Origin of the sequence: Aeromonas sp. 97A (assembly GCF_051919185.1) — a bacterium.
Classification (GTDB): Bacteria; Pseudomonadota; Gammaproteobacteria; order Enterobacterales; family Aeromonadaceae; genus Aeromonas; species Aeromonas veronii.
Window position 1 is genome coordinate 1,177,421 of sequence record NZ_JBQBFF010000001.1, and the last position, 15,205, is coordinate 1,192,625.

The 15,205-nt window shown below is 56.7% G+C and carries 13 protein-coding genes; 5 read left to right on the plus strand and 8 right to left on the minus strand.

Features of this window, described 5'->3' with window-relative positions; all coding sequences use genetic code 11:
* Together minD and minC are read right to left on the minus strand one after the other, a co-directional pair.
* The gene (gene minD, locus ACTG27_RS05375; RefSeq protein ID WP_005336847.1) at positions 1-813 is read right to left on the minus strand and encodes a septum site-determining protein MinD; all 813 of its coding nucleotides are present in this window, start codon (positions 811-813) and stop codon (positions 1-3) included.
* An 18-nt stretch (positions 814-831) separates the two neighbouring features.
* Positions 832-1,551, minus strand: a complete 720-nt coding sequence (gene minC / locus ACTG27_RS05380) for a septum site-determining protein MinC (protein WP_120414345.1) — start codon at positions 1,549-1,551, stop codon at positions 832-834.
* Positions 1,552-1,658: 107 nt separating this feature from the next.
* On the opposite strand from minC, the gene ACTG27_RS05385 reads away from it, so the two are divergent.
* Entirely contained in the window at positions 1,659-1,937 is a 279-nt protein-coding gene (locus ACTG27_RS05385) for a YcgL domain-containing protein (protein WP_439979237.1), read from the plus strand.
* An 854-nt stretch (positions 1,938-2,791) separates the two neighbouring features.
* On the opposite strand, the gene ACTG27_RS05390 is transcribed toward ACTG27_RS05385, so the two are convergent.
* The 3 genes from ACTG27_RS05390 to ACTG27_RS05400 form a co-directional block, all read right to left on the minus strand.
* Complete coding sequence (locus ACTG27_RS05390; RefSeq protein WP_005336844.1) at positions 2,792-4,162, minus strand: L-serine ammonia-lyase; 1,371 nt, start codon at positions 4,160-4,162, stop codon at positions 2,792-2,794.
* Positions 4,163-4,437: 275 nt separating this feature from the next.
* Entirely contained in the window at positions 4,438-5,823 is a 1,386-nt protein-coding gene (locus ACTG27_RS05395) for an L-serine ammonia-lyase (protein ID WP_216953648.1), read from the minus strand.
* 153 nt (positions 5,824-5,976) lie between these two features.
* Positions 5,977-6,261: a pyrimidine/purine nucleoside phosphorylase gene (locus ACTG27_RS05400; protein WP_005336842.1), complete on the minus strand. Its 285-nt coding sequence runs from the start codon at positions 6,259-6,261 to the stop codon at positions 5,977-5,979.
* A gap of 270 nt (positions 6,262-6,531) precedes the next feature.
* On the opposite strand from ACTG27_RS05400, the gene ACTG27_RS05405 reads away from it, so the two are divergent.
* On the plus strand, positions 6,532-7,773 hold the full coding sequence (locus ACTG27_RS05405) for a dicarboxylate/amino acid:cation symporter (protein WP_005352303.1): 1,242 nt from the start codon (positions 6,532-6,534) through the stop codon (positions 7,771-7,773).
* A gap of 1,633 nt (positions 7,774-9,406) precedes the next feature.
* Here the strand turns inward: ACTG27_RS05405 and pfkA are convergent.
* The 3 genes from pfkA to elyC all read right to left on the minus strand — a co-directional run bounded on the left by pfkA (position 9,407) and on the right by elyC (position 12,189).
* On the minus strand, positions 9,407-10,378 hold the full coding sequence (gene pfkA, locus ACTG27_RS05410; RefSeq protein ID WP_005336840.1) for a 6-phosphofructokinase: 972 nt from the start codon (positions 10,376-10,378) through the stop codon (positions 9,407-9,409).
* A gap of 149 nt (positions 10,379-10,527) precedes the next feature.
* Positions 10,528-11,283 (minus strand): triose-phosphate isomerase, encoded by a 756-nt coding sequence (gene tpiA / locus ACTG27_RS05415; protein ID WP_047440675.1) that lies wholly within the window; start codon positions 11,281-11,283, stop codon positions 10,528-10,530.
* 135 nt (positions 11,284-11,418) lie between these two features.
* A complete protein-coding gene (gene elyC, locus ACTG27_RS05420; RefSeq protein WP_439979239.1) occupies positions 11,419-12,189 on the minus strand; it encodes an envelope biogenesis factor ElyC in 771 nt (256 codons plus the stop codon).
* Between the two features lie 101 nt (positions 12,190-12,290).
* Between elyC and cmoM the strand changes: the two genes are divergently transcribed.
* The 3 genes from cmoM (at position 12,291) to mukE (ending at position 15,202) form a co-directional block, all read left to right on the plus strand.
* Positions 12,291-13,067, plus strand: coding sequence for a tRNA uridine 5-oxyacetic acid(34) methyltransferase CmoM (cmoM, locus tag ACTG27_RS05425; protein WP_227273728.1), 777 nt, complete (start codon positions 12,291-12,293; stop codon positions 13,065-13,067).
* A 100-nt stretch (positions 13,068-13,167) separates the two neighbouring features.
* Complete coding sequence (mukF, locus tag ACTG27_RS05430; protein ID WP_005345760.1) at positions 13,168-14,502, plus strand: chromosome partition protein MukF; 1,335 nt, start codon at positions 13,168-13,170, stop codon at positions 14,500-14,502.
* Positions 14,483-15,202, plus strand: a complete 720-nt coding sequence (gene mukE / locus ACTG27_RS05435) for a chromosome partition protein MukE (protein ID WP_005345759.1) — start codon at positions 14,483-14,485, stop codon at positions 15,200-15,202. Before mukF ends, mukE begins: the two co-directional genes overlap by 20 nt.
* The last annotated feature ends 3 nt before the right edge of the window (positions 15,203-15,205 follow it).

Consider the following 15,205-nt stretch of genomic DNA (forward strand, 5'->3'; position numbering starts at 1 on the left):
TTAACTCCCGAACAGTCGGCTAAAGAAGCCCTTCTTCTCTTCTTCCAGAAAACGAAATTCCTTGGCATCGCCCAGCAGGCGGGACACCGCATCTTCGTAGGCCTGACCGGCATCGGACTCCTTGTCCAGAATAACCGGTTCGCCGGAGTTGGAGGCGCGCAGCACCGCCTGGGACTCCGGGATCACCCCGAGCAGCGGGATGGCCAGGATCTCCTGCACATCCTGCACGCTCAGCATGTCGCCGCGGTTGACGCGGGTCGGGCAGTAGCGGGTCAGCAGCAGGTGCTCCTTGATGGGGTCTTCGCCACGCTCGGCGCGACGGGACTTGGAGGCCAGGATACCAAGGATGCGGTCGGAGTCACGCACGGAAGAGACTTCCGGGTTGGTGGTGACGATCGCTTCATCGGCAAAATAGAGTGCCATCAGTGCGCCCGCCTCGATCCCCGCCGGGGAGTCGCAGACGATGTAATCGAACTTCATCTCCGCCAGCTGATCCAGGATCTTCTCGACCCCCTCACGGGTGAGGGCATCTTTGTCCCGGGTCTGGGAGGCGGGCAGGATAAACAGATTTTCCGAGCGTTTGTCCTTGATCAGCGCCTGATTGAGGTTTGCTTCCCCATTGATGACGTTGACGAAGTCATACACCACGCGCCGCTCGCAGCCCATGATGAGATCCAGGTTTCTCAGACCGATGTCAAAGTCAATGACCACTGTCTTGTGACCACGCTGGGCTAAGCCGGTGCTCAGGGCCGCACTGGTTGTGGTCTTGCCAACGCCACCTTTACCCGATGTAACGACTATGATTCGCGCCATTCTCGCTTCCTTGTAACTCTATTTGATACGGTCTATTCGGAGTTGTTCGTTGTCCAGCCGGACGTGTACCGGTTGCTGGATCAGGCCTGCCGGCAATGCATCGCTCAGCTGGAATGTGCCCGCGATGGAAAGCAGCTCGGCCTGTAATTGCTGGCAATAGATCCGGGCCTGGGTGTTGCCCCGGGCACCGGCAATGGCTCTGCCACGCAGGGTGCCATAAATATGAATGCTGTCGTCGGCGAGCACTTCAGCTCCCGGACTGACGGACCCCAGCACCACCAGCGAGGTGCCGGCGGCGTAAATCTGCTGGCCGGAACGAACAGGTCCCACATGTACCTTGCTCGGGATCAAGGGGGCGGGTTCGGGCTCGGGAACCACCTCAGGGGCGGTTGGCGCGGGGGCAGGCTCGGGTTCCGGTTCGCTCTTGCGACTCTTGCCCGAGGCCATCACCGCCAGTCCCACCGCCTTGGCGGCTGTCTTCATCTCTTCACTGCGTGCCCCTGTGATGCCGACCAGCACAAACTCTTCGGACTCCACCAGCTCCTTGAGCTGTTCGAAATCGGGAATATGTTCCAGTCGGGAAACATTGATCACCAGCGGCGCACAATTAAAAAAGTAGGGTGCCTGGGCCACTTTTTCGGCCAACAACTGACGTATCCGCTCAGGCTCGCCATCGCTGATATGCAACACAGAAATAGTGAAGGTGGTCCCTTTCAATTCGTTATCGCGCTCAACCATGAATCTTCCCCGAGGCAGAGATGCTAATCCGTTATTGTTATTCAATTCCTGATGTTATAGTTTGCCCCCATCAGAGGCAATAAACTCGTCGGATTATATCAATTTCCATGTTGTGTGCAGTCTATAAAAGTCGCAAAAAAGCCGAGACCTACCTTTTTGTTGAAAAAAGAGAGGATTTCTCCCGCGTTCCCGAGCCATTGCTGAGCGCATTCGGGCGTCCCGAGCTGGTGCTGATGACCAAGCTGGATCCGGCCAAGCCCTTGGGTCTGGCTGATGTCGGCAAGGTGATGGCCGCGCTGACCAACCAGGGGTTCTACCTGCAGGTGCCGCCGCCCTCCGAGAATTTGCTGGAGCAGCACAAGGCCAGCCTGAAAAAACCATCCTGAATATCCAGCCCCGTGGTGCGTTCTGCCCAGCGGGGCTAATTCTTTGTGACTTTGCATGACGCATTCCGGCCCCGGTGAGGTGGCCTGCGATAATCCCGTGACAGGATCTGGCCAAATTAAACCCTCCCTTTGGGGATATTCACTTTTCGCTGTTTAAATAGAAAGTCAATCTGCTCCCAACACCATATCCTCAACCTTTGCTGGCGCTCACAAAAATAGCGAGTGGCGCGTACTCATATCCTCCATTTCAACGGCTATTGGCTCATTCATCGATTATTTTCAGCCCCTTCTTTGGGCGCTTTTTTGGCCTCCACTGCTTGATGCGTTTTACATCAAATAGGGCGTAAAGAGGGCGGTGATAACTGTACTAAAACCAGTTTGCGCGATGCGCTGTGGCCAAAATGATGAGCTAACCCCCTGTTTGTGTACTTGATTGTTTGCCCTGATCACGAAAGTGCCACATAGGAGGCAATCAATGTGGCGGCGTGATAATCCGCAGGGTGAGCGGTAACCGCGTCTTGCCAAACAAGGGTATGACCAAAGGGGGATATTGAGATGAGGGACCATCTCGATATCGATTAGGTGTGAAAGCGTGGCTGGGGCAAGATAGCAGGTAAAGGTTTCATATCGGGGCGTAATGTCCCTCTCAATGCATTGAGAAGAGTTAATCAAGGTATGTCATCAGAGAGGTATGCAGACAAGGCAATCCGCATTGCGGTGGCATAGCAGGGGTATATCAGCGACGCCCTACAGTGAAATGGTCGGTATGCCGGTATAAGTGCCCGGCATCCCATTCGGGCAATAAAAAAGGCGGGATATCCCGCCTTTGTTCAGATGAGGGTCGCAACCCCTATTTATTCGCAAGCAACCTGCATCACCTTGATGGCCAGACCACCACGGGAGGTTTCACGGTACTTGGAGTCCATGTCCTTGCCGGTGATGTACATGGTCTCGATTACCTTGTCCAGGGAGACGCGCGGCTTGGAGGTACGACGCAGGGCCATACGGGAGGCGTTGACCGCTTTCATGGCTGCGATGGCGTTACGCTCGATGCAAGGCACCTGTACCTGACCGGCAACCGGATCACAGGTCAGACCCAGGTTGTGTTCCATGCCGATCTCGGCAGCTTCGCAGACGTGCTCCGGGCTACCGCCCATCAGCTCGGTCAGACCGGCAGCGGCCATGGAGCAGGAGACACCCACTTCACCCTGGCAGCCCACTTCGGCGCCGGAGATGGAGGCGTTCATCTTATAGAGGATGCCGACGGCACCGGCAGCCAGATAGAAACGGGTGTACTCGTCGCGGCCAACCGGCTGGATGAACTTGTCGTAGTAAGCCAGTACGGCCGGGATGATACCGGCAGCGCCGTTGGTCGGGGCAGTGACCACGCGGCCACCGGCTGCGTTCTCTTCACTCACGGCCAGAGCGAACATGTTGACCCAGTCAACGATGTTCATCGGATCGCTCGAGAGGTTCTCGTTGGTGTTGAGCTGACGGTAGAGCGGCGCGGCACGACGGGGTACGCGCAGCGGGCCGGAGAGAACACCTTCGGTACGGCAGCCGCGCTCGATACCTTCACGCATGGTGTTCCAGATCTTGCCGAACTTCTTGTAGATCTCTTCCGGAGTGTTGAAGCACTTCTCGTTTTCCATCATCAGGGCAGAGATGGAGAGACCGGTCTGGCTGCAATGGGCAACCAGCTCAGCGGCGCTCTTGAACGGATAGCGTACGGACATGTCGCCGCTGTCAGCCTTGCCGAAGTTCTCTTCGTCAACGATGAAACCGCCACCGATGGAGTAGTAGGTCTTGCTATAGACTACTTCATCTTCGATCAGAGCAGTCAGCTTCATGCCGTTTTCGTGCAGCGGCAGGGCTTCGTCGTGGAATACCATGGCGTCACGCGGGAAGCTGACGGTGTGGCAGTGCAGGCCGATCGGCAGGCGCTCGGTCTGCTCAACACGGGAGATAAACTCGGGGATGGCATCGATATCGACATTTTCCGGCAGGTTGCCAGCCAGGCCCATGATGATGGCAGTGTCGGTATGGTGGCCTTTGCCAGTCCAGGAGAGGGAGCCGTAAACATCGACATTGATCCGGGTTACATCGCGGATCTTGCCGCCCGCGCGCAGCTCGTCAACAAACTGTTTGGCCGCTTTCATCGGGCCAACAGTGTGGGAAGAAGAGGGGCCTACACCGATTTTGAAGATATCAAAAACGCTGATCATGTCACTATTACCTCAGGGTAGAAGGGGGCGGCATGCCCACTCACAGAAATTTGGGAGATCCATGGAACGCGCTTGTCAGCGCAGGTCACAGAACCAGATAACCGTAGTGTAACGGCTCCAGACCTAAAAAAAGTTGAAATAGATCTATTTTTGTTGAATCTGAGGCGCGAGTATAAAATTTATTTTTGTGCTTATCCATTTTGTTAAGCGTTTGCCCATAAAAATACCCGGCGATGCCGGGCATTTAGGAACCAAATGGAGTCATTTGCCGTTTTTTAACATTCGGTAATGTTAACGGCGAGGCCGCCACGGGCCGTCTCCTTGTATTTGGTCTTCATGTCGTTGCCGGTCTCCCACATGGTCTTGATCACCTTGTCGAGCGACACCTTGTGCTCGCCGGTGCCGCGCAGGGCGAGGCGGGCGGCATTGATCGCCTTGACCGCCCCCATGGCGTTGCGCTCGATGCAGGGCACCTGCACCAGTCCGCCGATGGGATCGCAGGTGAGGCCGAGATTGTGCTCCATGCCTATTTCGGCGGCGTTCTCCACCATGGCCGGGCTGCCACCCAGCAGTTCGGTCAGCGCGCCAGCCGCCATGGAACAGGCGACTCCCACTTCTCCCTGACAACCCACTTCGGCGCCGGAGAGGGAGGCGTTCTTCTTATATAAGATGCCGATGGCAGCCGCGGTGAGGAAGTAGCGGATCAGCGTCTCGTCATCCACCTTGTGGACGAAGCGATCGTAGTAGTGCAGCACGGCGGGAATGATGCCCGCGGCGCCATTGGTGGGGGCGGTCACCACCCGGCCACCGGCGGCGTTCTCCTCGTTGACGGCCAGCGCAAACAAGTCGACCCACTCCATTACCATCAGCGGATCCTTGTTGAAGTTGGTCTCGCAGCTTAGCTGGCGGAACAGCCCCGGGGCGCGGCGCCGAACCTTGAGGCCGCCCGGCAGCACCCCTTCGCTCTTGCAGCCTCGCTCGACGCAGCCCTGCATCGCCTGCCAGATCTTGCGCAGCCCCGCTTTTATCTGCTCATCGCTACGAAATACCCGCTCATTGGCGAGGATAAGCCCCGAGATGGAGAGGCCGCTCTCCTGACAGTGGGCCAGTAGCTGGGCGCCGCTGTCGAACGGGTAGGGGACTGGATGTTCGGCATCGGACTTGGCGGCCTCTTCTTTGGCGGTGGCAAAGTGGCTCTCTTCAATGATGAAGCCGCCCCCGATGGAGTAGTAGGTCTGGCTGAAGCGCAGGTTTTCCTCTTTATCAAAGGCGCGCAGAGTCATGCCATTGGTGTGGGCCGGCAGGGTTTTGCGGCGGTTGAAGATGATGGCACCGGTGCGGGGAAAATGGCTTGGCTGTTCGCCAGCCAACTGCAGGTTCTGCTCCTTTTCCACTTGCGCCAGAATGGCGGGGATGGCATCGATATCGACCGATTCCGGTTCAAAGCCCGACAGCCCCAGAATGATCGCCTTGCCGGTGCCGTGCCCTTTGCCGGTCTGGCCCAGCGAGCCGTAACACTCCACTTCGACCCGCGTGACCTGTGGCAGATGCCCTTGCAGCTTGAGCTGCTGGACGAAGGCATAAGAGGCACGCATGGGGCCGACGGTATGGGAAGAGGAGGGGCCAATTCCGATGGAAAACAGGTCAAACACGCTGATCATGACATCAATCCGGTGATGGTTTATGTCTGTTTATTCTAGGATTTTTGCCGTGGATGGAAAGCGGGGATGTGCGGTGCTGTGACATGGACACAGATAATAGGGCTGGGGGGAACCAAGAAGGTTGAAGGGGCTGATCCCCTTCAACCGGCCTGATCAGTCGAGAAATTCGCACAGATAAGCTGTGGGGGTTTTCACTTCCAGTTTGAAGGAGGAGTGACCGGCCACCAGGAAGGATTCACCCTGGCTGTAGGTGTGCCACTCATCTTCATCAGCCAGCTGGATGGTGAGGGCGCCCTTGATCACTGTCATCCGTTCGGGGGCGGCAGTGTTGAACAGGTAGTCACCGGCGTTCATCACCCCGACGGTTGATTTCTCGCCTTTTTGTTCGAAACCGATGGATTTTACATTTCCGTCGAAATACTCGTTAACTTTCAGCATCTTTACATCCCTGTGTGTACGTTTGTGCAGCCAAACTAGCACAATCTTTTGCCAGTTGTCATGGGGGATGAGGTAAAAATCGCCGAGACCGCTTTGAATCTTCATTTTTTCGCAAACTTATTAATAGCCAAGGTTAATGATTTGCTGATTTAAAACAGCAATTAAATGTGAGATAACACGCGCAAACAGGGGAATGGGCAGCCGCTCATTCCCCTGTTTGGTTAATTGCACTGGGAAAAGTGTGAATTTTGCTACATAAAGGAACATATTGTGTTAACTAAAGGACTCATTAAAAACATCGGCTTCCAGGTTGTGGTCGCCATGGTACTGGGCGCAGTGGTCGGCGCGTTCATGGGTGAACAAGCCACCGTGTTTGCACCGCTCGGTACCCTGTTTATCCAGCTGATCAAAATGCTGGTGATCCCGCTGGTGGCGGTTGCCATCCTCTCCGGCGCCGCCAATCTGGGCGCCAGCCCGGCTGCGGGCAAGATCGGTGCGGCTACGCTGGCCTTCTTCCTCGTGACCTCAGCGTTGGCCGTGTTGCTGGCACTGGTAATGGGGCAGATCTTCAAACCGGGTGTCGGGGTCGATTTCGCTTCCGTCGCCTCCATGTTTGGTGGTGACTACGCCGATAAAGGGGCGTTGCCGGATGCAGTCGCCACCTTGCTTGGCATGATCCCCACCAACGTCTTCAACTCCCTCAACGAAGCGAACATCCTGCAGATCCTGGTGTTCTGCATGTTCCTCGGCATTGCGCTGGCCAAACAGCCGCGCGAGCGGGCCAAGCCACTGGTCGATGGGCTCAATACCCTGGTGGATGCCTTCGTCTGGATGATCAACAAGGTGATGATCATCGCGCCGCTCGGGGTGTTCGGTCTGATGGCGGAAGCCATCGGTACCTATGGCTTCGATGTGCTGACCCTGGTACTCAAGCTGTTCGTGGTCTATGTGGCTGCCATCCTTATCTTCGGCTTTGTGGTTTATCCGCTGCTGGTGATGATGTTCTCCAACACGCCGGTAATGAAGTACCTCTCTGCCATGAAGAAGCCGCAGATCGTGGCCTTCTCCACCGCCTCTTCCATGGCAACCCTGCCGGTCAATATGGAGACCTGCGAGCATGATCTGAAAGTGACCAACGCGACAGCCTCCTTCGTGTTGCCGCTGGGTGCCACCATCAACATGAGCGGCAACGCCATCTATTACGGTCTGGTCGCCATCTTCTTCGCGCAGGTTTACAACATCGATCTGAGCGTCGGTGCCTGGGCGGCCATCATTGTGACCTCCACTCTGGGGGCGATCGGCCAAGCCGGTGTGCCGGGCCCAAGCTTCCTGGTGGTTGCCGTGCTGCTGGCGGCCGGGATCCCCATCGAAGGCTTGCCGCTGCTGTTCGCGCTGGATCGTCTGTTCGACATGATCCGCACCTCCCTCAATATTACCGGCGATGCGGCCTGTGCTGTCATTGTTGACCGCTTCAGCCCGGAATATGACCCACAGCGCTGGAACAAGGCATAACTGCTTTGAGCTGGGCTGAGATATAACAGCCTTAAGCTGACACTGCGTAACGCGAGCCCCTGCCATGATGGCGGGGGCTTTTTTATATCTGCCGGAGAAGTATCAGAGCAAAGGTGTGCACAAGAGATTGCTGACGGATTTAGCTGTGTTGAATGGCAAGTACAGGAGGGGAAAACATCAGTTGTGGGCATGTGCCGTATGGCTTCAACCGGCCTGTTGTAGATGCCGGGGTAGGGGATTGTCAAACGGCGGGTAACAAAAAGGGGAGCCTTGCTCCCCTCGGATATGATCTGCTGCTGGTTCTACTCCATCAGGCCATATGGTTAAACCATCCTGGTTACACCCTTGTGGCGAAAGAAACAGCGTCAACGTGATGAAATCATATCTATGTTGACCATCTCGGCATTATTACTGAAAAGCACCAGTTGATGGCGATTAAACAGACATGGCAAAGAGGGTCGGTCCGGATTGATGCCTCTCTATCCGGCTCAGAACTGTGACAGTGAGGGCAGAGAGACAGCAACCAGGGTGAAAAACACCGTGAAAACGGCAGTAACGACAAACTCTTTCATTTTTCTCTCCCTAAGTTGTTGGTTGATGTAGTCAAGATACCATAACAAGGGGGTAAAACAAGGTGTGAATTGATAAAACAGCTGTTTTGTGTCTTCGGTTTGTTGAAATGGCCATTTTTGTCATATTGAGCTGATTTTATCACCTCATCTGGCGGGGTTAGCATTCAAGATTCTGTTTTTATGGTTATTTCATTTAAATTCAATTGGTTAATGAGCTGTTGGTTGGTTTGGTGGTGGGTTTTGTGTGTGGCTCAAATGACGCTTTATAAGTTTTCACCCTCGTAATAGTGTCATTAAGGCCATAAAAAGTGTGCAAGGCAATGATTTGACGATTCCTGACGTAGATAGCCCATCCAAAAGAAGTCTATGGAGGCAATCTGGTTGCCAGCCCTTGTCGCACCATCACTTTATCAGTCCAGAGTCTCCGCATTTATACAGCAATACACTGGGTTCATAGGGATGAGAGCCGTGCATCGGGGGGATACAGAGTGGCAGCTGGCTGTTTTATCACCGCCAATTTTCCCGTCGGCCTCGGAATAGACATGGCCGCAGCAAGAGTGAGGTGCGCAATAGGCCACAGGCGTATTCTCTGGCTGGGCTGGGCTGGGCTGGGCTGGGCTGGGCTGGGCTGGGCTGGGCGCGAGTAGCGATCCGCGTGGCCGGTGCATCTGCGTGAGTCATGTGAGTGCAATACGAGAACTGCGCCGGAGCATGGTTGGGGAAGATATCTGAATCCCTTCTGCAAGATTGAGATATAAAAAGTGGCGTATGACGAGGAGGCTGAACAAGCTGGTTTCAGGGGCGCCAGAGCGCAGGTCAACGCAATCCGGTGCGCAGTGATAAAACATCCACGACGATACCGGAACTCTGTTCGTAAGCTGATGCCGATTGCTGTGAGGAGGGGAAGGCTAGTGATCTGTCAGATGGCGCAAGGGTAGGGAATCAGACAACCCGTATGGTGAGGGGCACACAGCGTACCGATGCACCCGTTTGTGTAAGATATTAAAAAACCCTCCGATGGAGGGTTTTTGTCATCAACAGGCGGTAAAAAGCCGCGTGGCTTAGAACAGGGTGGTGGAGAGGTTGTACAGCTCCTGATCGAACGGACGCTTCATGTTCTCGATGCAGTCGATAATGTCGTGGTGGACCAGCTCGTTGCGCTGGATACCGACGCAGCGACCACCGTGACCAGCCAGCAGCTGCTCAACGGCGTAAGCACCCATACGGCTGGACATGATGCGGTCACGAGCAGTCGGGGCACCGCCACGCTGGATGTGGCCCAGGATGGTAGCGCGGGTTTCACGACCGGTCAGGGCTTCGATGTCCTTGGCCAGCGCGTTCACGTCGGTTACATGTTCACAGATAGTGATGATGGCGTGCTTCTTGCCCTTGGCTTCACCTTCCTTGATCTGCTTGAGCAGCTTCTCTTTGTCGAAGGCTACTTCCGGCACGATCACATATTCGGCACCACCGGCAACGGCGGCAGACATGGCCAGATCGCCACAGTGGCGGCCCATGATCTCGACCACGGAGATACGGTGATGGGAGCTGCAGGTGTCGCGCAGACGGTCGATGGCGTCAACCACCACGTTCAGAGCAGTATCAAAACCGATGGTGAAGTCGGTACCGGCGATGTCGTTGTCGATAGTGCCCGGCAGGCCGATGCAGGGGAAACCCTCTTCGGTCAGCTTCTTGGCACCCATGTAGGAGCCGTCACCACCGATGACGACCAGCGCATCGATACCGTGTTTTTTCAGGTTTTCGATCGCTTCGGCGCGCACTGCGGGGTCTTTGAAAGCAGGGAAACGGGCGGAGCCGAGGAAAGTACCACCACGGTTCACCACGTCGGAAACGCTGTGACGCTCCAGCTTGACGATGCGATCCTGGTGCAGGCCGAGGTAGCCATCATAAATACCGTAAACTTCCAGGCCATGATGCAAACCGGCGCGAACCACGGCGCGAATGGCTGCGTTCATACCGGGTGCGTCGCCACCACTGGTCAAAACACCAATACGTTTGATTTGTTTGGTCATGAGTGCCTCTGGATCTGAGTTGTCAAATACGAATGTTTAAATAGACAAGCCACTTTTACTATATCGGCTTTCATATGGGATGCGGGGGCCACCATAGGAAAAGCGATACAAGAGAGGGGACGAGCCCCTCTCTTTGCCGTAATCAACGATTACTTGGCAGCGCCAGCGATGATCTGGGAGAAGTCGTCCACTTTCAGGGACGCACCACCGACCAGGCCACCGTCGATGTCCGGCTGACCGAACAGGTCGGCAGCAGTGGCGCCAGTGACGGAACCGCCGTACAGGATCTGTACTTTGGCAGCAACGGCGGCATCAAAACCGGCCAGGTATTGACGGATGTGAGCGTGAACGGACTGAGCGATCTCCGGAGTGGCAGTCTTGCCAGTACCGATGGCCCATACCGGCTCGTAAGCGATAACGGCGTTGTTGAAGGAGGCGATGCCGCAACGGTCGATAACAGCTTTCAGCTGGGTCTCAACCACGTTCTTGGTCACGCCGGCTTCGAACTGCTCCAGAGTTTCACCGATGCACAGAACCGGGATCAGGCCGCCTTTCTGGATCGCTTCGTACTTGGCTGCAACCACGTCGTCGGTCTCTGCGTGCAGGGTACGACGCTCGCTGTGGCCGACCAGAGAGTAGGTGCAACCAAAGGCTTTCAGCATGGAGGGGGCGTTTTCGCCGGTGAAGGCGCCAGACTCGTGAACGTCAGCGTTCTGGGCACCGTAGGCAATCTTGCTGCCAGCGGTCAGTTGCTCAACCAGACCCAAAAAGATAACCGGCGGGCAGACGGCGACTTGCACAGAAGGATGAGCGGCAGCAGCCGGGGTCAGTCCTTTGATCAGAGCTTCTACAGAAGCCTTGGTGCCGTTCAGTTTCCAGTTACCCATTACCAGGTGCTGTCTCATCTTGTATATCTCCTAGGCATTTGATTGCGCGACATTATATGAATTGAACCGAGCCCAAGATAGCTGACCCGGCGGCAAATGACGTAATTTTTTTTCGCTTTCCTGATCCAAATCAGGAATGAAACGCTTGATCGCTCATTCGTTAACCTGCCCCCGCAAGCGAGCCCACCATACCCCAATCCATTCGTGGATGGCAGCTTCGGAATACATCAGATAACGCCCTTTGGGTAAATAACTGTAGAGGGGCTGGGCCACCTGGCTCTGCTTGGCGGTGTAGTCGGTGGGGGCCGGCACGGCCTTGAGTCCCTGACCCTGATAGAGGGCCATGGCGCGCGGCAAATGAGTGGCCGAACTGACCAGCGCCACCTCTTTTTCTTTCAGATGGCGGCTGATACTGACCGCTTCATCATGAGTGTCTTTGTTGTTTTCAAACAACGTCATCCGCGAACGGGGAATGCCAAGGCTCTCGGCCATCCGGGCATTGACCTCGGCATTGGAGAGGGTATCCCCCGACACATAGCCGGAGAACACCAGCTCGGCGTCGGGATAGGCCTGGGCGAGGCGAACCCCTTCGAGAGTCCGTGCCAGCGAGATATTGTTCTGCCAACTGCGCATCGGCACCGCCGGGTCGCTGACATGGCCATTGCCGAGCACCACGATCGCCTCGACGTTGGGATGCTGGCTCACCTCGAACGGTGGGTAGGTCTGCTCCAGCCCGCGGGCCAGTTCATAGCTCATCGGTCGCATTCCCATCAGCGCCACAATGAGCAGCGAGAGAGTGGCCAGCAGCTTGCCGGTTTTCTGAAATCGGGTGAACCAGAGCAGCAGCAGGGCGACCAGCAGCAGGGAGAGGGAGAAGGGGAGCGGCATCAACAGTTGACCCAGCCACTTTTTGAGCACAAACACGGCAGACACTTCCTTGAGTTTTCAGCAAATTCGGGATGTGACAGAATACCTCTCTTTTTTGGGATGGCCACAACCCTGTGGCGCTAATGTTGAGTTTCTCCTTGAAGCACGATCAGAGTTTTGACGGGCGCGCCGACAAGTTCGCCCGCAACATTTACGACTCCACCAAGGGGCGCATCCGCACCACCATTGTCTGGAGCGACATCGAAGCCTGCTTGGCCCGCCTTGGCAACCGACCGCTGCGCATCCTCGATGCGGGGGGCGGTTTTGGCTATTTCGCCCAGAAGTTGGCGGCCATGGGCCATCAGGTGGAGCTGTGCGATCTGTCAGCAGAAATGCTGGAACTGGCCCGCAGCCAGATCGCTGAGAAGGGGCTGGAAGACAAAATCCGTCTCATCCATTGCCCCATCCAGGATCTGAAGCAACACGTGACCGGGACCTTTGATCTGGTGCTCTGCCATGCGGTGCTGGAGTGGCTTGCCGAGCCGCGCCAGACCTTGCTGGGTCTGTTCCCTTTCGTCAATGCCGGGGGCATACTGTCGCTGCTTTTCTACAACCGTCATGGTTTGCTGTTCCAGAGCCTGGTGGTGGGCAATTTTGACTATGTGCGCCTTGGTCTTCGCAAGAAGCGCCAGACAGCGCTTACGCCCACCAATCCCCAGCTGCCGGAGCAGGTCTATGACTGGATTGGTCGCGGGGGGCTGCGCATCATCGGCAAGACCGGGGTGCGGGTGATCCACGACTATATGCGTCACAAGCAGGATCAGGTGGAGAAGTTCGACGATCTGCTGGCCATGGAGCAGCAATATTGCCGTCAGGAGCCTTTTGTCTCCCTCGGTCGCTATATCCATGTGATGGCCCAGAAGCCGACCAGCTGATTGCTCGCTGTTCACGTCGATGTGAACCATGTTTTCGATGCTACCGGATGTAGCCGCGCGCACGATTTTGCGCCCAATACAACAACGAGATGACAACATCATGATGAGTACATCCCGTACCCTGCCAGAGCGTTCTTTGCCGGAGCTAGTAGGGTGGGTCAGGCAGGAGGGGTTGGCGTTGAGCCTGCCGACCGACCGGCTGGCCTTTCTGATTGCAATCAAGACCCTGTCCGAAGATGAGTCGGATCTGTCGGAGGCGGCGCTGCACGACGCCTTTGGCTATGTCAGCAGCGCCTTCGGCCAGATGGACGAGACCCTCACCGGTCGCGCCAACAACGCCATCAACGATCTTATTCGCCAACAACTGCTGTCGCGTTTCAACACCGACATGGTGGCGGGGGAGAGCCTCTACCGCCTGTCGCGCCTGGGTGTGAGCATCGTCGACTTCTTTATGGATCAGCGTCAGGTTGACTCCATCAAGCTCTCAATTCTGCTCGAACACCTGGCTGCCGAGCTCGACACAGCCCGCAAGGCGGCGCTTGAAACCAACACCCGCGAGCAGTGGGATGCCGAGGTGCTGCCGCGCCTCACCTTCTCGCTGGAAGAGACCCTGGGACGTATCGATCTCACCCAGCGCGCCATGGATGAGCAGCAGAATCAGGTCAAAAGCGAGATCGCGGCCCTGCTGACCCAGAACTGGGTCGATGCCATTCACAGCTGCGAAAAGCTGCTGCACGAGACCGGCCAGACCCTGCGCGAGCTGCAAGATACTTTGGACGCTGCTGGCCACCGCCTGCAGGCGGGGCTGCTCAACATTCAGGAAGCGGCGCAGGGGCGCGACGATCTGTTCCACGTCGAGGAGCTGACTCACGCCTTGCAAGGTCGTCTTGACGTCATCACCAGCTGGGGTCAGCAGTGCATCGAGCTCTGGTCCCGCTACGACAGACACGTCCACAAATTTATCCGCAACGCCATCGATATGGACAAGAACCGCGCCTTCAGCCAGCGGCTGCGCGAGTCCATCCGCAACTTCGAGCAGCACAACTGGCAACTGCGGGTGGCCGAAGAGCCCCGTCTGCTGGAGCTGCGCGACGAGACCATCGCCATCCACGACGAGGAGGTGACCGGTGAGGTGCCCCTCGAGATGGAGTACGTCGAGATGGTAGACATCAACCAGGAGCTGGCCGAGCGCATCGAGCGCTATCTGGCCCGCTACCCCGAGCAGGGCCAGCAGCTGGATCTGGCCGATGTGCTGCGCGAATACCTGCTGGACTATCCGGCTCATGCCCACTTCGATGTGGCGCGTCTTCTGATCGACCAGGCCGTGCGCCTGGGCCATGCCAGCGGCGAGCGCGAGCTGCATCGCCAACCCGCATGGAAACCCATTAACCAAGCTGGATCCAAGGTTCAGGCCTATGTCATTGATCAATACTGAGTTTCCCTTGCCGCTGCGCCTTGCAGAGGCGATTGCCAACCCCTTGTTTCCGCGCATCGACACCGCCTTGCGCTCCGGTCGCCACATCAGTGCCGACGAGTTCGAGCAGCATTCGGCGTTGGTCGAATATCACAGCGAGCTGGAGATCTTCTACGGCCGCTATCAGGTGGAGCTGATCAAGGCGCCGGAAGGCTTCTTCTACCTGCGCCCGCGCCCGAGCTCCGACATCGGCACCACTGTGCTCTCCGAGCTCGATATGCTGGTGGGCAAGGTGCTCTGCTACCTCTACCTGAGCCCGGATCGTCTGGCCTCGGAAGGGGTATTCGCCATGGCCGAGCTGCAAGAAGAGGTGCTGAGCCTCGCCGACGAGAAGCAGCTGCTGCGGATGGTCAACAGCCGCTCCGGCGGTACCGATCTCGACAAGAAGAAGTTGCTCGAAAAGATCCGTACCTCCATGCGCCGTCTGCGCCGCCTTGGCATGATCACCGCCCTTGGCAACGGGGATAAATTCCGGGTCAACGAATCGGTGTTCCGTTTCGCCGCCGACGTACGCTCCGATGAAGATCCGCGCGCCGTCCAGCTGCGGATGATCCAGGAGGGTGAAGCCATCTTCCACGACGACGAAATGCCGAGCAGCGACTCGCTCTTTGATGACATCGAGGCGGATCTCGATGAAGAACAACTGGATCTGGAGGTATAACCG

Bases quoted from the DNA above. Each gene is read 5' to 3' on its own strand.
- minD (WP_005336847.1), bottom strand. From the start codon at position 813: ATGGCGCGAATCATAGTCGTTACATCGGGTAAAGGTGGCGTTGGCAAG.
- minC (WP_120414345.1), bottom strand. From the start codon at position 1,551: ATGGTTGAGCGCGATAACGAATTGAAAGGGACCACCTTCACTATTTCT.
- ACTG27_RS05385 (WP_439979237.1), top strand. From the start codon at position 1,659: ATGTTGTGTGCAGTCTATAAAAGTCGCAAAAAAGCCGAGACCTACCTT.
- ACTG27_RS05390 (WP_005336844.1), bottom strand. From the start codon at position 4,162: ATGATCAGCGTTTTTGATATCTTCAAAATCGGTGTAGGCCCCTCTTCT.
- ACTG27_RS05395 (WP_216953648.1), bottom strand. From the start codon at position 5,823: ATGATCAGCGTGTTTGACCTGTTTTCCATCGGAATTGGCCCCTCCTCT.
- ACTG27_RS05400 (WP_005336842.1), bottom strand. From the start codon at position 6,261: ATGCTGAAAGTTAACGAGTATTTCGACGGAAATGTAAAATCCATCGGT.
- pfkA (WP_005336840.1), bottom strand. From the start codon at position 10,378: ATGACCAAACAAATCAAACGTATTGGTGTTTTGACCAGTGGTGGCGAC.
- tpiA (WP_047440675.1), bottom strand. From the start codon at position 11,283: ATGAGACAGCACCTGGTAATGGGTAACTGGAAACTGAACGGCACCAAG.
- mukF (WP_005345760.1), top strand. From the start codon at position 13,168: ATGATGAGTACATCCCGTACCCTGCCAGAGCGTTCTTTGCCGGAGCTA.
- mukE (WP_005345759.1), top strand. From the start codon at position 14,483: ATGTCATTGATCAATACTGAGTTTCCCTTGCCGCTGCGCCTTGCAGAG.